18 protein-coding genes are annotated in these 23,120 nt (G+C 31.3%); 12 read left to right on the top strand and 6 right to left on the bottom strand.

All coding sequences use genetic code 11. The annotated features are described in order from the left end of the window. Positions 1-277 precede the first annotated feature (277 nt). Positions 278-2,644 (top strand): GAF domain-containing protein, encoded by a 2,367-nt coding sequence (locus H526_RS0116215; RefSeq protein WP_027393982.1) that lies wholly within the window; start codon positions 278-280, stop codon positions 2,642-2,644. Positions 2,645-2,650: 6 nt separating this feature from the next. Here the strand turns inward: H526_RS0116215 and H526_RS0116210 are convergent, their stop codons facing one another. Beyond that, positions 2,651-3,826: a Pycsar system effector family protein gene (locus H526_RS0116210; protein ID WP_027393981.1), complete on the bottom strand. Its 1,176-nt coding sequence runs from the start codon at positions 3,824-3,826 to the stop codon at positions 2,651-2,653. A 52-nt stretch (positions 3,827-3,878) separates the two neighbouring features. Here H526_RS0116210 and H526_RS0116205 point away from each other — a divergent pair, with 52 nt between their 5' ends. After that, the gene (locus H526_RS0116205) at positions 3,879-7,583 is read left to right on the top strand and encodes a metallophosphoesterase (protein ID WP_027393980.1); all 3,705 of its coding nucleotides are present in this window, start codon (positions 3,879-3,881) and stop codon (positions 7,581-7,583) included. Positions 7,584-7,857: 274 nt separating this feature from the next. On the opposite strand, the gene H526_RS0116200 is transcribed toward H526_RS0116205, so the two are convergent. Continuing rightward, the gene (locus tag H526_RS0116200) at positions 7,858-8,145 is read right to left on the bottom strand and encodes a hypothetical protein (protein ID WP_027393979.1); all 288 of its coding nucleotides are present in this window, start codon (positions 8,143-8,145) and stop codon (positions 7,858-7,860) included. Positions 8,146-8,456: 311 nt separating this feature from the next. On the opposite strand from H526_RS0116200, the gene H526_RS0116195 reads away from it, so the two are divergent. Next, positions 8,457-8,999 carry a GNAT family N-acetyltransferase gene (locus tag H526_RS0116195; RefSeq protein WP_027393978.1) on the top strand — a complete coding sequence of 181 codons (543 nt, stop codon included), beginning with the start codon at positions 8,457-8,459 and terminating at the stop codon, positions 8,997-8,999. 6 nt (positions 9,000-9,005) lie between these two features. Here H526_RS0116195 and H526_RS0116190 read toward each other — a convergent pair whose 3' ends face one another. The 3 genes from H526_RS0116190 to H526_RS0116180 form a co-directional block, all read right to left on the bottom strand. After that, positions 9,006-9,869 (bottom strand): SdiA-regulated domain-containing protein, encoded by an 864-nt coding sequence (locus tag H526_RS0116190; RefSeq protein ID WP_081415641.1) that lies wholly within the window; start codon positions 9,867-9,869, stop codon positions 9,006-9,008. Positions 9,870-9,879: 10 nt separating this feature from the next. Continuing rightward, the gene (locus H526_RS0116185) at positions 9,880-10,332 is read right to left on the bottom strand and encodes a Dps family protein (RefSeq protein WP_027393976.1); all 453 of its coding nucleotides are present in this window, start codon (positions 10,330-10,332) and stop codon (positions 9,880-9,882) included. Positions 10,333-10,426: 94 nt separating this feature from the next. After that, positions 10,427-10,981, bottom strand: coding sequence for an NUDIX hydrolase (locus H526_RS0116180; protein WP_027393975.1), 555 nt, complete (start codon positions 10,979-10,981; stop codon positions 10,427-10,429). A gap of 158 nt (positions 10,982-11,139) precedes the next feature. Here H526_RS0116180 and H526_RS0116175 point away from each other — a divergent pair, with 158 nt between their 5' ends. From H526_RS0116175 to acs, 8 genes are all read left to right on the top strand, one after another. Then, entirely contained in the window at positions 11,140-11,559 is a 420-nt protein-coding gene (locus tag H526_RS0116175; RefSeq protein ID WP_027393974.1) for a transposase-like zinc-binding domain-containing protein, read from the top strand. A gap of 110 nt (positions 11,560-11,669) precedes the next feature. Further along, positions 11,670-12,902 carry a hypothetical protein gene (locus H526_RS0116170; RefSeq protein ID WP_027393973.1) on the top strand — a complete coding sequence of 411 codons (1,233 nt, stop codon included), beginning with the start codon at positions 11,670-11,672 and terminating at the stop codon, positions 12,900-12,902. 11 nt (positions 12,903-12,913) lie between these two features. Next, positions 12,914-13,177 carry a DUF4212 domain-containing protein gene (locus H526_RS0116165; RefSeq protein WP_027393972.1) on the top strand — a complete coding sequence of 88 codons (264 nt, stop codon included), beginning with the start codon at positions 12,914-12,916 and terminating at the stop codon, positions 13,175-13,177. A 126-nt stretch (positions 13,178-13,303) separates the two neighbouring features. Continuing rightward, positions 13,304-15,094, top strand: a complete 1,791-nt coding sequence (locus H526_RS0116160) for a sodium:solute symporter family protein (protein WP_027393971.1) — start codon at positions 13,304-13,306, stop codon at positions 15,092-15,094. A 66-nt stretch (positions 15,095-15,160) separates the two neighbouring features. Further along, the gene (locus H526_RS0116155) at positions 15,161-15,355 is read left to right on the top strand and encodes a hypothetical protein (protein ID WP_027393970.1); all 195 of its coding nucleotides are present in this window, start codon (positions 15,161-15,163) and stop codon (positions 15,353-15,355) included. Next, on the top strand, positions 15,348-18,047 hold the full coding sequence (locus tag H526_RS0116150; protein WP_027393969.1) for an ATP-binding protein: 2,700 nt from the start codon (positions 15,348-15,350) through the stop codon (positions 18,045-18,047). Before H526_RS0116155 ends, H526_RS0116150 begins: the two co-directional genes overlap by 8 nt. Before the next feature lie 60 nt (positions 18,048-18,107). After that, positions 18,108-18,473 carry a response regulator transcription factor gene (locus H526_RS0116145; RefSeq protein ID WP_027393968.1) on the top strand — a complete coding sequence of 122 codons (366 nt, stop codon included), beginning with the start codon at positions 18,108-18,110 and terminating at the stop codon, positions 18,471-18,473. A gap of 139 nt (positions 18,474-18,612) precedes the next feature. Beyond that, positions 18,613-20,520: an acetate--CoA ligase gene (acs, locus tag H526_RS0116140; protein ID WP_027393967.1), complete on the top strand. Its 1,908-nt coding sequence runs from the start codon at positions 18,613-18,615 to the stop codon at positions 20,518-20,520. A 51-nt stretch (positions 20,521-20,571) separates the two neighbouring features. Here acs and H526_RS29345 read toward each other — a convergent pair whose 3' ends face one another. Next, complete coding sequence (locus H526_RS29345) at positions 20,572-21,696, bottom strand: M42 family metallopeptidase (protein ID WP_051336190.1); 1,125 nt, start codon at positions 21,694-21,696, stop codon at positions 20,572-20,574. 107 nt (positions 21,697-21,803) lie between these two features. Between H526_RS29345 and H526_RS0116130 the strand changes: the two genes are divergently transcribed. Next, positions 21,804-22,508 carry a DUF4294 domain-containing protein gene (locus H526_RS0116130; RefSeq protein ID WP_027393966.1) on the top strand — a complete coding sequence of 235 codons (705 nt, stop codon included), beginning with the start codon at positions 21,804-21,806 and terminating at the stop codon, positions 22,506-22,508. Positions 22,509-23,120 lie beyond the last annotated feature (612 nt).

Here is a 23,120-nt window from a genome sequence, read left to right as displayed (position 1 = left end):
TTGTATTCTGAAAATAAAGGAGATAAAAAAATGTAATAGGTGTAACAAAAACCATTTGTTTGGAGTCTAATGAGATAGATAATATGGGGTTTTGTTCTGAAATTACTAAGAAAATTATTTTTTTGTTGTTTTTAGTCCTAGTTGAACATTAATATTCGTCTATTAATTATTGATAAATGTCTTATAAAGTAAGCTTTTCAATTAATTAATTGTTAATACCGATATTAAGTGACAAGGTTTTGTGTTATTTTTGTTAAACTACCGTAAATAAACCGTTATGAAGGTGCTGGAGCATGAATTTCCGTTGGATATTAGGATAAGTTTCTCTTCATTCTTTGACCAATACAGAGAGTTTTTAAAAAGTGATAATAAATTACTGCGTGATCGTGCGGAAAGTATTTTAAAAATTGCTGAAGATTATCCGGAGTTAGAAGAAGGGATAAGAACAGAAGAACGGGTGCAAGAGTTGTTGCCGCAAATAGAATTCGTTTTGGAAGATTCTTTTGCTCAAATTTTACAAAAAAATGAAATAAAGATTGCAACAATACCTTTTAATAATACAGTAGTAAAATCTACTGAACGTTACAAGAATATTGTAAAGGCAGCGGGTTCTGATTTTGAACCACAAATTAAAAATTTAGATGAAGACCATTATTTTATAATGGGTTGTAGTATAATTTTGAGTCAATATTACGGTTATAAAATTGATTTTAGAAGACCTTTCTTTTATGATATACCAGATGCATCTGGTATAATGCGTCATTATAGAATTTTGTACAACGGTGATTTTATTGAAGTAATTAAAACAGATAATGCAAGAGATATTACTGATGAAGATGTTGCTGTTTTAATTGATAATTTTGATAATGTAGAGATTTGGAAAGAAAAGTTTCCTCCTAACAGTTGGATATTTAAAGGAATTGTTATCGCAAATTTATTTGATGTAACTGCGGATGTTTCTTTATCAGAATTTAAAACAAGTCTTTTAAAGTACGATAAGACACAAGGAGATTTTATAGGAAGTTTTCAGAATATTTTTAGAGGAATATTTAACCTTCCTGAGATTAAAGTTGGTTTTTCTAACTATAACGAGGAAGAAAGAGTTTTAGAACGAGTTCCTTTTAAAACTATAGATAGTTATATTCTATATGATAAGTTTTCTGACTGTTGTGAGACAGCATTGTGTAAAGGAACTTATCAATATCTATTTGAAAAATCAGAACCTTTCGCAGTTTCTAATATTCAAAAAATACACGATGCTTATCCAGATGAACTTATGTACAGCAATCTGGCAAAGCAAAATATTAAAAGCGCAATTATAGCGCCAATCGAGGATAATGGAAAGCTTTTAGGAGTTTTAGAAATTGTTTCGCCTAATATTAAGGAGTTAAATAGTATCAATGCCAACAAATTGTTGGATATTATGCCGTATCTAGTAGATTCCGTTTTAAGATCTAAAGCTAAAGCCGAAGATGAATTAGAGCTGGTTATCCAACAAGAATGTACTTCTATACATCCAAGTGTATATTGGAAATTTAGACAAGAAGCTAAGCGTTTTATTTTATCTAAAGTAGAAGAAAATCCAACTTCTTTTAGAGAAGTGGTTTTTGAAGATGTATATCCTTTATTTGGACAGATTGATATCAAAGGATCTTCTGAGGCGCGAAATGGTTCGGTTCAAAAGGATTTAATTCTTCAATTAAAGGCTATTGCCAAGGTTATTAATAAGGTTAGAGAAATAGATTCTTTACCAATTTATGATCAAATTAAATTTAGAATAGAGAATTATATAAATTCAGTTTCTTCTCAGTTACAGGTAGATACAGAACAACGAATTCTTAATTTTATAAAAAATGAAATTAAGCCGTTATTCAAACATTTAAAGGGAACTAATATCGAACTAGAGGGATTGATAAATCAATATAATAATTCATTAGATAAAAGTACTAAAATGTTATATAAGCATAGAAAAGCGTACGATGAATCTGTTATGTTGATTAATAAAAAGATGGCAGCATTGTTAGATGAAAAACAAAAGGAAGCCCAAAAAATGTACCCGCATTATTTTGAACGATTTAAAACTGACGGAGTAGAGCATAATATGTACATAGGTGAGTCTATTACTAAACAGAATAGTTTCAATAAAATATATCTTTATAACCTTAGGTTATGGCAGTTACAGGTAATGTGTGAAATGGAGAATGAGTACTACCAACTAAAACAAGATTTACCTGTTCCGTTGGATGTAGCTTCTATGGTACTGGTTTTTAATGCTTCATTATCAGTAAGATTTAGAATGGATGAAAAGCGTTTTGATGTTGATGGTACTTATAATGCAAGATATGAAGTAGTTAAGAAAAGAGTAGATAAAGCTAAGATTAAAGGTACAAACCAGAGAATCACTGAAAAAGGAAAATTGGTTGTTGTCTATTCTCAGCGTACTGATGAAAAGGAATACATCAAATATATCAACTTCTTACAGTCCAAGAATTATTTAGAAGATGAGATAGAAGTGGTAGAATTGGACGATTTACAAGGTGTTACTGGGTTAAAAGCATTGAGAGTGAATATTCTTTATAACAAGAATAAAGAGGATAAAGAATATTATACCTATGAAGATTTAATGAAAGAAATTAATAAATAACTTCTTTTATTGTAATGTGTTGAATGCAATTACAAAGGATAATGCCGAAGTAATAAAGCCAATCATAAAAACGGTATAAGTAATTCTGAGGATTTTATATTTTCTATGTAGTACCTTACCCAAAAAGTATAAATCTTTTATCATTGTATCATAAATATACTCCTTGTCATCCATAAGTTCATGCATCGCCGATTTGTAATCATTAAGAGGCATTTTATGAAAATTACCAAAGAATAAAAGATTAACCTTCTTTTCTTCTATTTCCTTGCGTGTAAATTCTCCACTAGTAACATTAGGTCTTGTAGCCAATACCGATAATAACATCGATATTATACTAAATACGATAAATATTAGTGTTGGATAAATTAAATATTGGTTAGAAGGATTATCTAGTTTAGGAATTAAATTAGATAGTGCTAATGAAATGATAATAGCATTGACAGATAATAAGATATTCGCTTTGGTATCTGCAATATCACTTAGTTTTAAATGGTTTCTAAGAGTTACTCTAAACAGGGTTTGTATGCCTTTTTCAGGACTTTCTTCTTTAACTAACTTTTTCAACTTGGCTTTTTTCTTTTTCTTTTTTAAAGCTGTTTGTTCATTAAGTATTTCTAATAGATGTTCTTCTTTTTTTGGTTGCCAATTCTTTAAAGCATATTCTGTGTAAAATTCGTGTTTGTTTTTTAAGAAATCGATATTAATCTTTAACCAGTCAGCGCTACTATATTTTTCTTTGTTGCTAAACTCAAATTCCTGTCTTAAAAATTCACTAGTTTCCTTAAAATACCCTTTAGCCAAGTGAGAAGCATCGGCATCTCTAATAATTTTCTCTAATAAATTATTTGGTTTGTGCTCCATTTTTGTTGCCAATATCAAAGAAGATACTTTATTAATAATATCGTCAGAAATATTTTGTTCTTTTAAAAAGGCTTTAGAGATAATAACACTGTGTTCCTCGTGATTATCAAGGCTTTCAGAATAGCCTGTATCGTGAAGTAATGCGGTCAATAATAATATATCTTTATCTTCTTCTGAAATATTAGTATTGTCAATGATTTCTTTCGTACTTTTAAATACTCTTTTGGTATGTGTATAATTATGATAGATACAGGTTTCAGGAAGTTTTTTAGTAAAAAGTTCAGAAACAAAATTATCAGTTTTTTCAACTAACTCGTTCATGTTATAATTTTTCAGTAACCAAAATAATTAAAAAAAATGAATGTACTCCATTATGAATAAAAATATACAAACGTTCTTAATCATTTCAATTTTATTATTAAACTCTTGCGCAACATATCAGACTCAATATTTAGACGAAAATTTCCCAAAAAAATTACCTAATAAAGAAATAGAAAAAAGTTTCTATTTGGTTGGAGATGCAGGAAATGCCTCAATGAACCAAAGCACAGCTGGATTAGAAGCGTTAAAACAAATTGTAGAAAAAGAAAATACTGTTGACGATTACCTTATTTACCTTGGGGATAATATATATCAGAAAGGGATGCCCGAAAAAGGATCAGAATATAGAGCCTTGTCAGAGCATAGGATAGATGCACAGGTAGAAGCTGCTGATTCTTTTAAAGGAGATGTAGTTTTTATTCCGGGAAATCATGATTGGTACAATGATGGGGTAAAAGGTTTAAGACGAGAAGAAAAATACGTAAGAAAAAAGTTAAGTAATAAAAGATCTTTTTTACCCTCAAAAGGATGTCCTATTGAGAGTATCGAAGTAAGTGACCAAATTCAATTACTTATTTTAGATACGCAATGGTATCTTGCTGATTGGAATAAAAACCCTACAATAAATGATAATTGTGAAATAAAAACTAGAGATAAGTTTTTAAATGAAATACAAGGTGAGCTTAAAAAGCATAATGGAAAAACTGTTTTAGTAGCAATGCATCATCCGATGTTTACAAATGGCCCACACGGAGGGAAATACAGTTTTAAGAGTCATATATTTCCTTCTAAAAAGAAAATTCCTCTTCCTATCTTAGGTTCTTTGGTTACTCAAATAAGGTCACAAGGAGGTGTTTCTCCTCAGGATAGGTATAATGAAAGTTATAATAAATTAATGAGAAGATTATCCACTATGGCGAGGGATAGTGAAAGAGTTATTTTTGCTTCTGGACATGAACATTCATTACAATACATTGACAGTAAAGGGTTAAAGCAGATAGTTTCAGGATCAGGATCCAAAGCTTCTGCAGCTACTTTGGGAAAAGATGGATTGTTCTCTTACCCAAATCAAGGTTTTGCAGTTTTAGATGTTTATAAAGATGGCTCCTCAAATGTACGTTTTTATGGAAATGAAGAAGGAGAAATAAAATTGGTATATCAAACAGATGTACATAAACAACCAGAAAATTATGATAGTGGTAATTTGAGTAATTCTTTTGATAATGATATTTCTGCAGCCATATATAATAAAGAAGAAACAGCAAAGTCTAATTTTTATCAATCTTTATGGGGAGATCATTATAGAAAGGTTTACAGTACAGATATTAAAATTCCTATAGCTACACTAGATACGTTGTTAGGAGGATTTACTATTGATAGACGAGGAGGAGGACAAGTTACTAGATCACTACGTCTGATAGATAGCACAGGGAAACGTTATAGTTTAAGGGCTATGAGAAAAAGTGTTACTCAGTTTCTGCAAAAAGGAGCATTTAAAGATACATATTTAGAAGACGATTTTGATGACACTTTTACAGAAGAACTTCTATCTGATTTCTATACTTCTAGTTATCCTTATGCATTTTTAGTTGTTGGCGGATTGGCGGACGCAATCGACGTATATCATGCAAACTCGAAAGTGTATTATATTCCTAAACATCCAGCATTAGGACAGTACAACAAAGATTTTGGTGATGAAATGTATTTTCTGGAAGAAAGACCTGGAAAAGAACACAAAGATTTAGCGTCATTTGGTAGGCCAGATGATATAGAAGGCACAGATGACTTACTTAAAAATTTGAGAAAAGATGAAGAGTATCAAATGGATGAAGCACATTATATCCGAACAAGATTGTTTGATATGATTTTAGGGGATTGGGACAGACATTCTGATCAATGGAGATGGTCTCGTTTTGATACAAAAAAAGGAAAATTATATCGTCCAATTCCTAAAGATCGAGATCAAGTCTTTTCTAATTACGATGGTGGACTTTTAGGTGTTATAAAGTTTATTGTTCCTATTACGCGTAAGTTTCAAGTATATCAAGGCGAATTAAAAAATGTAAGATGGATTAATGAGTCAGGAATTAGATTAGATCGAACTTTTGCACAAAATTCTGGTAAGAAAATATGGCTAGAAGAAGCAAATTATATTAAAGATAATCTTAATGACGAAGCTATAGATAAAGCGTTTAGTAACCTGCCTGTAGAGTTACAGGATGCAACGATAGAAAGAATTAAAGGCTATTTAAGAAAGAGAAGAGATAATATTGAAGATATAGCAGAGAGATATTATAAATACCTTTCTAAACAGGTGATTATTAGAGGAACGGATAAAGACGATCGTTTTGAAATAATAAGAAACGATAATAGTACAACCGTTAAAATTTCAAGGATAAAAGATGGAGTTCCTCAAGAACCATTTTATGAAAGAACTATTTTATCTAAAGAGACTAAAGAAATATGGATATATGGTTTGGATGATGATGATGAATTTATAGTTACCGGAAAAGGAAGTAACCCTATTTGTACGAGAATAGTCGGAGGACAAAATAATGATAAATACACAATAGAAAATGGGCGGCAAATAAGAGTTTATGATCATAAGTCAAAACCTAATACAGTTGTTAAAAAAGGTGGAGCTAAATTTATCTTTAGTAATAATTATAATCATAACACCTATGATTATAATAAGTATATAGATAAGACAAATACATTGACACCACTAATAGGGTTTAATCCAGATGATGGAGTTAATATAAACGTTACCGATGTTTATACAGTAAGAGGTTTTAATAATAATCCCTACCAGAGTAAGCATACGATTAAAGCAGCGTATTATTTTGCTACAGAAGGATATGATATCTCTTATAAGGGAGAATTCTTAAATGCAGTAGGAGATTGGAGGTTAGTAATTGGTGGAAAATATACAAGTGAAAATTTTGCGCAAAACTTTTTTGGTTTTGGTAATAATACAGTGAACCTTGATGATGATCTTGGCTTGGATTATAATCGCGTCAAAACGGGTATTTGGGGTCTAAATGTTGGAATTGGTAAAAATGGTAGATACGGTAATGGCTTTACTGTTACAGCATCCTACGAAGGCGTAGAAGTACAAGATTCTCAAGGACGATTTATTACTTCTGGATTAGGTTTAGTAACATCGGATCCTGATTTTTTTGAAAGAAAGTTCTTTGCTGGAATTGATGTTAATTATGAGTATAAAAGTTTTGATATTAGTGCTAATCCAACTAGAGGTATGTTGTTTAAACTTCAAGGAGGTTCTAAAATGAATTTAGATGATACTGATAGAACTTTTGGATATATAAGTCCGAAATTAGGTTTTTATAACGCGATTACTAAAAATAGAAAATTAGTATTAAAAACTGATGTACAAGCAGAATTTCTGATCGGAGATGATTTTGAATTTTATCAAGCGGCTACTTTAGGAGGAATCAATAGTTTACGCGGTTTTAGAGAAGAACGTTTTACAGGAGATAAAGCATTAGCATTTAGCGGAGATCTTAGATATAGTTTTAATAAATTTAAAACAGGTTTGTTGCCATTGCAATTAGGGGTTTATGGAGGTTATGATATAGGTAGAGTATGGTTTGATGGTGAGGATGCGGATAATTGGCACGATTCAATAGGAGGAGGATTTTGGGTCAATGCTTTGGATACAATTGCCGGACAATTTAATTTGTTTAGTAGTGAGGATGGTTTACGTTTTACTTTTGGATTAGGACTAAGTTTTTAAAAACCACCTAAGAACTAAACTCAGGCGGTTTTTCAATAATCTAATTTATTATTAACCAGAAATTAGGTTGTGCACTTGATATTTTTGTTTGAGTAGGTTGAGGATTCATTTATATGATTGGATTTTCTATAAATTTATAATAAAAATAGTTATCTGTTATAGTAGTATTATTTTGTAAAACATGGTAATAAATAAGAAACTCCCAATATAAGATGCGAAATATTAGGAGTTTCTATTAAGGAGCAATGAATTGCTCACAAAACAAATTATTATTTTAAAATAAATCTAAAGTAGTTCTTGGTATTGGTTTCGTTGATTTATTAACAGGTTCTAAATTAGTCTTAACTTTTTTATTGTTTATTTTGGTTTTCTCAATCAATTCAACTTTTCTAATATTAGAAGAAGCTAATTTTTTTTCGACAGTTTTTGAGTTATTATTTATAATTTCCTGTGTTTTGTATTGATGAACTTTGTTAGCATCGTTAGTTACGTTTTGTTGAGAAAAAAGTAAACCAGATGAAAAAAAAGATATCATCATGAGATAAGCTGGATAAGCTTTCATATATAGATAGGATTTTGGGGTTATATAGAGAAAAATAGTATGACGATATAGTATTCTTCAATAGCTAATTTACTAATAAAAAAATCTATAAAGTGCTAATAATCAACATGAAAAGCGTATTTATCTCTTGTTAATTGTTAAAAAGTAAGTTTTGTACTACTTTTTTTGATTTGTTTGGTGCTGATTTTACTGTTTTTGTCGATTAAAAGTTAAACCTTTAGTTTAAGTACTTAAGTGTTAATAACTTTTTTGTTTATTTTGGTAGTTTAGAGTTTGTAAGTGTTCTTGTATAATCTATAATTTAAATTATTTTGAAAGAGTTGGAGTTATTTACTGATCGATTACAATTAAAAATTGTTGATACGTCAAATTTATCTAAAATTCATGAGTTGCTCTCTGTTCCAGAAGTTGATCTTTATAACGCTTTGGGTATACCTACTAATAAAGAAGTCACAGATGTATATCTTCAAGAATGGATAGATGATTTCGAAATGAGAAAAGAGTTTGTTTTTGCAATATATATACAATCAAGTAAAGAATTCATTGGTTTAGTTTCTCTAAAAATTGGAAACCCTAAGTATAGTATAGGGTTCATTTGGTACAAGTTACATCCTAATTATTGGTCTAAGGGATATGCTACGGAGTCAGCTAAAAGAATTTTAAAATTTAGTTTCGAAAAAATTGGATTGCATAGGGTAGAAGCTGGTTGTGCTATAGATAATATAGGTTCTGTGAGAGTTTTGGAAAAAATAGGGATGATTAGAGAAGGTCATAAAAGAAAAGTGTTGCCACTTAAAACTGGTTGGTCAGATAATTATGAATTTGCTATGCTAGAGGAAGATTGGAATAACTAAGTGTAATTATTTTTCTAGCTGATATTGATATATTTTTCCTTTGGAATTCTTTCTTCGCTCATCGACAATAAATAAGGTAGAGTCATTTTTAAAACAAATCCCTTCTTTTTGAGAGAAGTGATTAAGTTTTATCTTTTCAATTTTTCCATTAAATAGATGATCACCTTCAAAGTCTGATAAGATAAATATTTTGTTATAAGTAAGAAGAGCAATTTTATTTCCTTTGGAATTTATGGCGGCACCAGATATAAAACAGTCATTAGGGTCACTACATGTTTTATACGTACCAATTAGTTTAGCAACTTGCTTTTTTCCAGGTGTATTTAAGAGTTTGTATAATTTTGTTTCACCATTAAATTTAGTACTCCTGTTTTTAGTAAAAAGATAGAAGCTTCCATCTTTATATATGAAAGCTTCTATATCAAAATTTCTTTTCTTTTTAGAGGGTGGAAACTTTTTTTGATCTTCTAGTGTAAACTCTATACTGCTTGTTTCAGGAGAATTTGATGTAATTCCTGATACAGTATAAATGGTAAGCTTCTTTCTCTTATTTTCATTATTCCCAAAATCTCCTATGTATAAATTATTCTGATGATCATAGGTCAAATCCTCCCAATCAATATTCTTGCTATTTGGGATTTTGATCTCATCTAAGATTTCTCCATTTTCAAGCAAACGAAAAAGTGTATGATCATTTCCAGAATCATTAATAGCATATAGATGTGAGTCATTTGGTAATCTGGTTACGCCAGATATTTCCTTTAAAGAATTTGATAAATGATTTACACTTAAAAAATCATGTTGACTTTTCTTTTGGCAACTAACAGATAGGGTAATACCTATTAAAAAAATGGAAATTTTTAGTTTCAATATATAAGTTTTAACTTTTTTGATTCCAGGCGTCTAACATCCAACTTGTTTTTTCTAAATCAGCAATATATGTGCCAGTAATATCTAAGGTACCTTCATCTCCAGCTACTTCAGCTTCTTTTGTTACAACTCTTAATTGCTTTAAAATAGTATCATGATCCTTAAGTATAGTTGTTACCATTTCATGATCTATTAAATTAGTTTCAGCTTCTTCTAAAGATGAAGTAGTTAAGTAAGAACTATAATTACTAATAGGTTTTGCTCTAAGAGTCAAAATTCTTTCAGCAATTTCGTCAATTTTTAGTTTAGCATCTTCATATAGCTCTTCAAATTTTAGATGTAATTCAAAAAAATTACGCCCGGTAATATTCCAATGAAAGTTTCTTAGCTTTTGATAGTACAAATGATAATCTGCTAATAAGACATTTAGTTCTTTTACGGTGTTGTTATTTAAATTTTTCATAGTTTTTATTTATTGATTTGTTTATTTCAATACAAAAATACTATAGTTTAAATGGTTTCAATTGAATTTACGATAGTTAGTAGTAATCGCGGCATTATTGGAATCGATTTGTGATTTCTTTAAGAATGAAATTATAATATTCGATATCATGAGGCACATATTCCTTTTTTATTTCTAAATCCTGCAGATGATTTTTAATAACTTGAATAGGAATTAATTTAACATCACAAACCTCTTCTTTCTGCAATGTAAGGTGCTCTATTGGCTTAGTTAATTTAGCTAAATACACATAATGAAATTCATTATCTATTATATGAACGTTCGGTTGCTTTTCTGATAGATAATTTCCAATAAACTCTAAGTCTGTTTTTTTAAGAGATAACCCAATTTCTTCTTCAACCTCACGTATAGCAGAATCTTCTTTAAATTCTCCGGCACCAATATGCCCAGCAACAGAAACATCCCAAAGGTTTGGATAGGTATCCTTATTCCCAGCGCGTCGTTGGACTAAAACTTTTTTATCTATAGTATATAACCATATATGAACACTAGCGTGATATAATCCTAATTGATGTGCTTCAGATTTTAATCTAACTTCTCCAGTAGATTCAGCATTTTTATCTAAAATATCTATTAATTCGTCTGCCATTTTTTTGAAATACGATTGTACTAATTTCCGATAAAATCATTCGTTATTATGAATTTTATATATAAATAACATTTATTTTTAGTATTTGTTGGTGTTTAATGTAATTGTTTGTTAAATTTTTATTGCTAAATTAATATATTTATGCAAATTTAATATATATGAAAATCGAAACCTGCCCAAACTGTGGATCTAACAAATATATTAAAAGTGGAATAGTTTCTAATAGACAAAGATACAAGTGTAAATCCTGCAATTATTATTTTTCGGTAAATAAGATAGGTAAGAAAATCGATGATTATTATGTTAATAAAGCGCTGCAACTGTATTTAGAAGGGTTAACTTATCGAGAAATCGAACGGGTTTTGGGGGTGTCTCATGTTAGTATTATGAATTGGGTAAAAAAATATAATATAAAGAGGCCTTATAATCATAATTATCATCCTACATATAAGATTCTCAGTGGATCAGAGTTGTCGATTTACTTTCAAAACTCTACTAATTTATCAGGAGCAGGTTTCGTAATTACAGAACTAGGAGATAAATTTATGTTAATAAGATGGGAACGATTTAGGAATTAGATATATTAAATTAACAAAAAAGTATAGTACTTTTTTGTTAACTCATTCTTTTTATGAGATTAGCAGTGTGCACACAATCATTTTAATACTAATCTAATCTCTAAAACTTTATGATAAAGCAATTTATATTGCTGGTTGGGATTTTTCTATTTCTCTTTCAGTATTCATATTCACAGGGGTCTCCAGACTATACTGGTGGTTTAAAAGTGAAACTTAATGAAGATGGGTCTAAATATTTCAGAGTAATATCGTGGGCTCAATTTTGGGCTCAATATAATGATGATGTCCCCGATGACGTAAGTAATACTAATTTTAGTATTAGACGTGCAAGGATACTTTTGTATTCGCAAATCAATAAAGACTTTCTTATTCTTACTCATTTTGGGCTTAATAGTTTAAATGCGGATAATCAAAGTCCAACCGGACTGGGCGAAAGTTCTCAATTATTCTTCCACGGTGTGTGGGTGCAATATAGTTTAGGAACAAATCATGCAATAGGAGCAGGGTTGCACTATTGGAATGGTATTTCTAGGTTAAATAATCAGAGTACTTTAAATATAATGACTTTAGATAATAATCGACAATCTTGGGCAACTATTGGTTTATCTGATCAGTTTGCTCGACATATTGGAGTTTATGCAAAAGGATCCTTTGGTAATTTCTCATATCAAGTATCCGTTAATGAGTCTATAACAAACAACCTTCAAGAAGCGGTAGATCCAGTAGTCAATGGTTCGGCAGTTTATGCAGGACGCAGATTATTGGGATCTAAAGATGCAGGTAAAAACTTTGCTGGATATTTTGAGTATAATTTTATGGATAAAGAATCAAACTTCTTACCTTACAAAGTAGGAACATACCTAGGTGGTAAGAAAGTCTTTAATGTTGGTGCTGGATTCTTCTATCATCCAGATGGTAGCGTACTTGCTAACGATGATGGGACATTAGAAGGAGAAGATGTAGCTATATTAGCTGTGGATGCTTTTTATGATGCACCTATAGGAAGTAATGGCTCTGCAATTACGGCATATGCAACCTATCAAAATAATGATTATGGAAAAGATTTTACTTTAGGACAAACGTATGAAACAGGATCCATGTTGTATAGCCATGTTGGGTATGTGATTCCTAATACGGATAAGAAAATAAAGTTTCAACCTTATGCATTGTTTAAAACCAGATCTATAGATGCTATTGATGATAATGCTACAAGTTTTGGAATTGGAGCAAATGCATATATCAGCGGACATAACTCTAAATTAACACTAGAGTATCAAAACACAAAATATGGCGATAATAGTGCCCAAGGATTATTAACGTTGCAAGCAATGATTTATCTATAAAATCTAATATTATGACAGAAAAAAGGAAAAAAGCAAAAGCGTACTGGAAGGAAAATGTAAAATACCTTTTTATACTACTTGCTATCTGGTTTTTAGTTTCTTACGGAGCAGGAATTTTGTTTAAAGATGCTTTAAATAATATTCGACTTGGAGGTTTTAGGTTAGGTTTTTGGTTTGCTCAACAAGGTTCAATTTATGTGTTTGTGATCTTGATTTTCGTATATGTTCGGTTAATGAATAAGCTAGATAAAAAGTACGGATATGATACTGATTAGGATTTTGTTGTTGTGGTTAAAAATTAAGCACACACGTTGAATGAGGCTTTATTGCTCGTAACTAACCTTGGTGTTTAATAACCAAAGGTTAAATAAAATTAAAATAACAATTTAAGATATAAAATTATGAATGTTCAATTATGGACTTATATTATCGTAGGAATTACGTTTGCATTATATATAGGTATTGCAATTTGGTCAAGAGCGGGATCTACCAAAGAATTTTATGTTGCTGGAGGTGGAGTATCACCTTTAGCTAATGGTATGGCAACAGCCGCGGATTGGATGAGTGCTGCTTCTTTTATTTCCATGGCGGGAATCATTGCTTTTGCGGGATATGACGGTGCGGTCTATTTAATGGGATGGACTGGCGGTTATGTGCTGTTGGCATTATTATTGGCACCATATCTCCGTAAATTCGGGAAATTTACTGTTCCAGATTTCATTGGCGATCGATATTATTCTAAAACGGCTAGATCAGTAGCGGTGTTCTGTGCTTTGTTGGTTTCTTTTACCTATGTCGCAGGACAGATGCGAGGCGTGGGAATTGTTTTTTCTCGTTTTTTAGAAGTTGAGATTAATACAGGTGTAATCATTGGGATGATTATAGTTCTTTTTTATGCGGTATTAGGAGGAATGAAGGGAATTACATATACACAAGTAGCACAATATTGTGTTTTGATATTTGCTTTTATGGTTCCAGCAATTTTTATCTCTATTCAAATGACAGGGAATCCAATTCCTCAATTAGGATTTGGAGGTACTGTAACTGACGGCTCCGAAATGTATTTATTAGATAAGTTAGACGGACTTAGTACTGAACTGGGTTTTGCAGCTTATACTGATGGTTCTAAATCATTATTAGATGTTTTTGCAATAACATTGGCTTTAATGGTTGGTACAGCAGGTTTACCACACGTGATTGTTCGTTTTTTCACGGTAAAGCGAGTAAAAGATGCTCGTAAATCGGCGGGATATGCACTTCTTTTAATTGCAATTTTATATACAACTGCACCGGCAGTTGCGGTTTTTGCAAAAACCAATTTGATAGAATCAGTTCAGAATAAGAAGTATGAAGAACTGCCAGCTTGGTTTAAAAACTGGGAAGATACTGGTTTATTAGGATGGGTAGATAAAAACAAAGATGGTCAAGTCCAATATTCGAGTGGTCATGCAGTGGAAGGAAATAAGAATAAACCTGTATTTGATGGAAAAAATCGCGGCGAAAAAGGTGAACGAGTAATTACAAATGTTAATGCAGCTACGAAAAACGAACTTTTTGTAGATAGAGATATTATGGTTTTAGCGAATCCTGAGATTGCAAATCTACCAAACTGGGTAATAGCATTAGTTGCTGCAGGAGGATTGGCAGCTGCTTTATCCACAGCAGCTGGTTTGTTACTTGTGATTTCTTCTTCAGTATCTCATGATTTGATAAAGAAAATGATTAAGCCGGATATTTCTGAAAAAGGAGAGCTGATCGCTGCACGTCTTTCTGCAGTAGCAGCGGTATGTGTTGCTGGTTATTTTGGTATTAATCCACCTGGATTCGTAGCAGCAGTAGTAGCCTTGGCCTTCGGCTTGGCAGCAGCATCATTTTTTCCAGCGATTGTATTAGGTATTTTTTATAAGAGAATGAATAAAGAAGGTGCAATAGCCGGAATGGTAGTTGGTATTTTATGTATGCTGTTGTATATGATAAAATATAAATTAGGTTGGTTTGATGAAACACTTCCTTCATCTAGTGAATGGTGGTTTGGTATTTCTCCAGAAGGTTTTGGTGCAGTAGCTATGGTTATTAATTTTATAGTTTCTATAGTAGTCTGTAAACTCACTGCGGCGCCACCCCAAGATGTTCAAGAAATTGTAGAAAATATTAGAATACCGAGCGGAGCAGGAGAAGCCGTAAATCATTAATAAAAGATATAGAGGCCTATGTGAGTTTTGTTAATCGCATAGGCTTTAAAAGCATAATAATATTGCATGAAAAAACGACATCAACAAAAATTGATCATACTATCATTAGTGTTGTTATTACTTTTTAATATCCCATTGGTGTTAATATTTAACCATTCAGGAAGTGTATTGGGGTTTCCTATAATGTTTTTTTCTATTTTTTTGATTTGGGCTATTGGAGTTTTAATAGCTGCAATTATTTTAATGAAGTATTATGAATAATTATATTTTAATATTCATAATTATAATATACCTGGCACTTTTGTTTGGGATTGCTCTATGGGCAGAAAAAAAAGCGAAAAGTAGTTGGGTCAATAATGCATATGTATATACTTTATCATTAGCGGTTTATTGTTCAGCTTGGACATATTATGGTAGTGTCGGGATTGCAGCTACATCAGGTATAAGCTTTTTGACAACATATTTGGGGCCGGTAATTGCATTTCCTCTATGGATTATAGTATTAAAAAAGATAATAAGAATCTCCAAGGAACAAAAGATATCAAGTATCGCTGATTTTGTTTCTTTACGCTATGGTAATAACCGATTCTTGGGAGCGTTGGTGACTATAATTTGTGTGATCAGTATTGTACCATACATTTCATTGCAATTAAAAGCAGTATCCGAAACATTTGCGATTATTTCTATAGATACAAGTCTTTCTTCATCTTCAATTTTTCAAGACACTACGTTTTACGTAGCATTATTATTAGCTGTTTTTGCGGCGTTTTTTGGAACTCAACTTACTGATGCTACCAGAAGAAGACAGGGAATTGTGTTTTCTGTAGCAGTAGAATCAGTTTTAAAATTAGTTTTCTTTTTAACAATTGGGATTTACGTCACTTATTTTTTATTTGATGGAACCACTGATATTTATGATAAAATTTCCAAAGTTGAAAATTTTGAATCACTTACGACACTTAATGGTTTAGAAGCCGGTATTAATTGGTATTTTATGATCGCATTGTCGTTTTTTGCTATTTTTCTATTACCGAGACAGTTTCAGGTTTCTGTTATAGAAAATACATCAGAAAAGCACCTAAAGAATGCAATTTGGTTATTTCCATTATATCTTTTGTTATTTAATTTATTTGTAATATTTGTTGCTTGGGGAGGAAAATTAAGTCTTGGCGATAATCTTAATCCGGATTATTATACATTGTTGTTGCCACTGCAAAATGATAACATATTTCTGGCTACTTTGGTCTTTTTAGGAGGATTTTCTGCAGTAATTTCTATGGTAGTAGTTTCTACATTGGCATTATCGGTAATGCTAAGTAATAATCTAATTATTCCTTATGGTTTTCTTGATAAATTTAGTAGAAGTCATCCGGAACGAAATGCTTATTATATTAAAAACATTAGAAGAACTGCAATCTTTATATTGATCGTTGGAGCCTATTTGTTTTATATTAATTTTAATGTGCAATTATCTTTGTTTTCAATCGGACAAATTTCTTTTGTAGTTATATCGCAATTAGCACCAGCATTTTTTATTGGATTGTTTTGGAACAGAGGTTCGGCGATTGCCGCCAAAGCATCGATAATTACGGGAACATTGATAACAGTGTATACATTAATCTTACCATTCGTAATGGATATTATATTGGGCGATACTGGTTTTATTCGCAATGGAGCTTTTGGGATAGAACTATTAAAACCGTATGAATTATTTGGAATAGATTTTATGACACCGGTTACTCATGCATTCTTTTGGAGTTTGTTTTTTAATACCTTGGTGTATTTATCAGTTTCTCTTTCTAGAAAAGGAAATTATAGGGAGCGTAATTATGCCGAAATGTTTGTGAATAATAGTTATAATTCTCTTCAGGAGAGTGCATATGTATGGAAAGGAGAAGCCTATGTTTCAGATATTAGAAACCTATTAACTAAATTTCTTGGTACCACAAGAACCGAAAGAGCTTTGAAATTATTTTATAAAAAATATGGTTTATCTATTAATGAAGAAAAAGCAGATGCCCGATTAATTAATTTTTCAGAAAAACTATTAACCGGAAGCATTGGAGGAGCTTCTTCACGAATCTTGATTGCTAGTGTTGTAAAGGAACAACCTGTTACGTTGGTAGAAGTTTTAAAAATTTTAGAAGAAAGCAAAAAAACAATTTCAACAAATAAATTTTTAAAACAAAGATCAAATGAACTTATTGAACTAACGGAAGAGTTAAAACAAGCGAATGAAGAATTGAAACTTCAGGATAAAATAAAGGATGAATTTTTAGATACAGTAGCGCATGAACTTAAAACTCCGATTACATCTATAAGAGCAGCGGCAGAAGTTTTATTAGATGATGAAGATGATATGCCAAGTGAATTGAAAACACAATTCTTAAGTACTGTTCTAATGGATGCAAAAAGACTTTCTCGATTAATACATAATATACTTGATTTAGAGAAACTTTCTTCTGGTAGAGAAATTTTTGATAAAAAGAATAATAATTTGGTTGATACCTTAAAACAAATAATTACTGGGGTATCAACGATAACAAAACAAAAGGAAATTAAAATTATTACCTCTGACTTACCTGACAAAATTCTTGTTTTTTATGATGAGGACAGGATGCAACAGGTCTTTACTAATGTTTTATCTAATGCGATTAAATTTGTAGAGAATAAAAATGGATTGATAACAATTACACTTTCAGAAGTTGATAACCTTGTTAGAATAATAATACAGGATAACGGGAAAGGTATTTCCGAGGGAGATAGAAAATACATTTTTGATAAGTTTTACCAGTCAAATAATCAAAATATTAAGAAACCTGTTGGTAGCGGATTGGGATTGGCTATCTGTAAACAAATTATGGAAGGGCATTCAGGTAAAATATGGATTGATGATTCTTTTAGTAAAGGGGCTAGGTTTATTATTGATTTGCCACAAAATGTAATAAGCTAATTTTTAGAAATGAAATAAAAAGAAATTTTATCTTACGAAAGGATAGAAAACCTACGACAAATGCAGAAAAAAATATTAATAGTAGATGATGAGCCTAATATAGTAATGTCTCTAGAATATACTTTTAAAAAACAAAATTATGAAGTTTTTATCGCTAGAGATGGAAGTGAAGCTATTCAGATTTTAGAAACACAGATACCGGATGTAGTATTATTGGATATAATGATGCCCAATGTGGATGGATATCAAACAATTGAATATATAAGAAAGAATCCAAAAACAGAAAATATTAAAGTAGTGTTCTTAAGTGCTAAAAACAAAACTGCTGATATAGAAAAAGGATTAGAAATGGGGGCTGATAAATATTTATTAAAACCATTTTCGGTTAAAAAAGTAGTGGCAGAAATAAAAACTTTAATTGAATAAAAAAAACAGAGTATTAGATGTTAAAAAAACATAAGTAAATGTTTTTTAGCAACAATAAAGTGTTGTTTGCCTAAATAATTATGTAAGGTAAAATGATTATTAAGAAATTGAATATTAAAAAAATATAAAACCAACTATAATGAGTAATTATCACATAAAACATCTTGAAGAATATTTTCAGGTATATAGAAAATCTGTTAGGAATCCAGAGCTTTTTTGGAGTGAAATAGCAGAAGAACATTTTTTATGGAGAAAGAAATGGGATAAGGTACTGGAATGGGATTTTACCAAACCAGAAGTAAAATGGTTCCAAGGCGCAAAATTGAACATTACAGAAAATTGTATAGATAGGCATTTATATGTTCGAGGAGATAAAACGGCCATTTTGTTCGAACCTAATAATCCTAAAGATCCTACAGAGCATATTACATATAATCAATTGCACGAACGAGTGTGTAAATTTGCGAATGTTCTTAAAAGTAAAGGGATTCAAAAAGGAGATAGAGTTTGTATTTATCTTCCAATGATCCCAGAATTAGCAATTTCAGTTTTAGCTTGTGCTAGAATAGGTGCTATTCATTCTGTAGTATTTGCGGGGTTTTCTGCCACAGCATTGTCAACTAGGATTAACGACTGTGATGCTAAAATGGTTATTACCTCCGATGGATCCTATAGAGGAGCAAAAACAATTGATCTAAAAAGTATTGTAGATGATGCATTAGAAGATTGTCCTGGGATTAATTCTGTTCTGGTGGTAAAAAGAATAAAGTCTGATATACAGATGAAACCAGATCGAGATGAATGGTTACAGCCTTTACTAGATAGTGCAGATACCGAATGTATTCCTGAGGTCATGGATGCAGAGGATCCTCTATTTATATTATATACCTCTGGTTCTACAGGAAAACCAAAAGGTATGATGCATACTACTGCGGGTTATATGGTCTATACTGCATATAGTTTTAAAAATGTTTTTCAATACAAGGAAGATGATATTTATTGGTGTACGGCTGATATAGGATGGATTACAGGACATTCCTATATTGTATATGGCCCATTAGCAAATGGAGCGACAACAGTAATGTTTGAAGGAGTACCATCCTATCCCGATTTTGGAAGGTTTTGGGATATAGTCCAAAAGCATAAGATTACTCAGTTTTATACTGCTCCAACAGCTATAAGAGCTTTGGCGAAGGAAAATTTAGATTATGTTACTGAGTACGATTTATCAAGTCTAAAGGTGTTAGGTACGGTTGGAGAACCAATAAATGAAGAAGCTTGGCATTGGTATAATGATCATGTAGGTGAAAAGAAATGTCCAATAGTAGATACTTGGTGGCAAACTGAAACAGGAGGAATCTTAATTTCACCTATTCCTTTTGCGACACCAACAAAGCCTACATATGCAACACTTCCAATGCCTGGCGTACAACCGGTACTTATGGATGAAAATGGAAATGAAATTGAAGGAAATCAGGTAGAAGGAAGGTTGTGTGTTAAGTTTCCTTGGCCTTCCATAGCAAGAACTATTTGGGGTAACCATAAGAGATATAAGGATACTTATTTTTCTGCGTTTAATAATAAATACTTTACTGGAGACGGAGCTTTCAGAGATGAGGTTGGGTATTATAGGATAACCGGTAGAGTAGATGATGTGATTATTGTATCCGGTCATAATTTGGGAACTGCACCAATAGAAGATGCAATTAATGAACATCCTGCGGTAGCAGAATCGGCCATTGTCGGCTTTCCGCACGATATTAAAGGAAATGCTTTGTACGGTTTTGTAATTCTTAAAGAAGTTGGAGAATCTAGAGATCGTGATAATTTGAGCAAAGAGGTGAATCAACAAATAACTGAACGTATAGGACCGATTGCTAAATTAGATAAAATTCAATTCGTATCCGGATTGCCTAAAACCAGAAGTGGGAAGATTATGAGGCGTATCTTGAGAAAGATAGCTTCTAAAGATACATCGAACCTTGGAGATACGAGTACATTATTAAATCCAGAAGTGGTTCAAGAGATAATGGATAATGCACTGTAGTATTTTCTGTATTAATTAAAAAGCCTCGCAAATGCGAGGCTTTTTAATTTGTTATTTTTTTGATTTAGCTCTTGCTCTAGGTTTAGGTTTTTCAAAATAACTAAAAGTTTCTCCCGATTTTATAGAAAGCAAACTTTCGTAAATAAGACGTATAACATTTTCTACATCATCTCTATGAACCATTTCTACAGTAGTATGCATATAGCGAAGAGGTAAAGAGATTAATGCCGATGCAACACCACCATTACTATATGCAAATGCATCAGTGTCCGTTCCTGTTGATCTACTTGATGCCATGCGCTGAAAAGGTATTTTCTTTTTTTCTGCAGTATCAATCAACAATTCTCTAAGTCTATTTTGTACAGCAGGAGCATAAGAAATTACAGGGCCATCACCAATTTTGGTTTCACCTTCAGTTTTTCTTTCTATCATAGGAGTGGTTGTGTCATGACAGACATCCGTTACGATAGCTACATCGGGTTGTATAGTATGCGTGATCATTTCGGCACCTCTAAGACCAATTTCTTCTTGTACAGAATTAGTAATATAAAGACCAAAATCAAGTTTATCCTTGTTTTCCTTTAGTAAACGAGCAACTTCAGCGATCATAAAACCACCCATTCTGTTATCTAAAGCACGACAAACAAACTTATCATTATTAAGAATAAAAAACTCGTCAGGATATGTTATTACACAACCAACATGAACTCCAAGAGCTAATACTTCCTCTTTGGTATTGCACCCAACATCAATACATATGTTACTCAATTTAGGAGCTTCTTCTTTAGCTTTATTTCTTGTGTGGATTGCTGGCCAACCGAATACGCCTTGTACAATTCCTTTTTTTGTATGAATGTTTACGCGTTTTGATGTCGCTATTTGGTGATCACTACCGCCATTTCTAATAACATAAATTAAACCATTGTCCGTAATATAGTTTACATACCATGAAATTTCATCAGCGTGCCCTTCAATTACTACTTTGTATTTAGCTTTAGGATTAATGACAGCAACAGCAGTTCCATATGTATCAGTAATAAAATCATCTACATAAGGTTTTAAATAATCCATCCAGATTTTTTGCCCTTCCCATTCATAACCTGTAGGCGCCGCATTGTTCAAATACTTCTCAAGAAAAGTCAAAGACTTTTTATTTAGTATACTTTTTTTAGCCATTTATATAAATTTGTTTTGTACGAAGTTAATAATATTCACAAAGATTTTACAGTTTACAAACTGTTTATTGTTAATTTTGGAATGATTTTAGAAGATCAATATCTATTATGCAGAAAAAAATAATGTACATATTAATGATATTATTTCCATTGACGGTTTTGTGTCAAAAGGAAATAGATTCAATAAAAACTGATTCTACGGGGTATGTACAATACTATATTATAGAAGGAGATACGATTCCACACGATGCTATTGACCTTGATGAAGTGGTGATATTGGGTAAGTTGAAATTTAAAGATAGACTAGCAAGAAGAAAGTATCTTATATTAAGACGCAAAACAAGAAAAGTTTATCCATACGCAAAATTAGCATCAGATAGGCTAACAACGTTAAATGAAAGATTAAAAAATATTAAGTCTAAAAGTGCTCGTAAAAAATATGTAAAAATACTTCAGAAGTATATGGAAGAAGAATTTACAGCAGAGTTAAAAAAGATGACGCGTACGGAAGGACAGATTTTAGTAAAGTTAATTCACAGGCAAACTGGTCAGACAATGTTTGATTTGGTAAAGGAATATAGAAGCGGTTGGAAAGCATTCTGGTATAATAGTACAGCTAAACTTTTTAGCATTTCCTTAAAAGAAGAATATGATCCTATTAATGTAGAGGAAGATTATTGGATCGAAGATATTCTACAAAGAAGTTTTCAATCTAATATATTAGAAGAACAAAAAACGGCATTGGATTTTAGTTTTTATGACCTTAGAAACAAATGGAACGATACAATTAAAACTACTGCCACAAAGAATTAGTGTTATTATATTTCTTTTATTTAATAAGTACTCTTTTTAATACTATCTCCTAGAAAACTTCTGATTTATTGATATTGATAATCTAAGTTTTAATTTAAGATGTTGTAGTTGTGGTTGTTATGGATTTAGGGAGTGAGAAAAGCTGTGCTTGTATTGTTAAAAACTTTTATCCTTTATTTTGATTTATTTTATTATCTTCGCTTTCCAACTTTTTAAAAACCAGTAAGTTCAAAATTTCTTTAAAAAAATACTTATTTTTTTGTTGTTGATTAGAAAAAGGGTTGTATGTTTGCACCCGCAAAACGGGATATTGTTTTGTTGTGTTCATTGAGATTGATTTTGTTTGTTTGAGTTAGGTTTTACTGGGGTTTAGATGCTTTTGTAGATTTGGTTCGGGGTTCAAAAAAAACTTTAATTTTTTTTCAAAAAAAGTTTTGTGAAATTAAAAAGAGGTTGTATATTTGCACCCGCTTTGAGAAACAAGCGAAGTTCATAAGGATAAAAGTTATACTGGAGTAGAGTGATTAGGTTCATTTATAGGGTTCGATTCCTTGTTGATTTTCGATTAACAACTGGCGATGAAGATTGTTTTCAGTTAGTTAAAAAAGTTCA

It is taken from the genome of Aquimarina latercula DSM 2041, assembly GCF_000430645.1.
In the GTDB taxonomy this organism is placed as follows: domain Bacteria; phylum Bacteroidota; class Bacteroidia; order Flavobacteriales; family Flavobacteriaceae; genus Aquimarina; species Aquimarina latercula.
The sequence above is the reverse complement of the archived record's forward strand: the minus strand, read 5'-3'. Positions and strand labels throughout refer to the sequence as shown.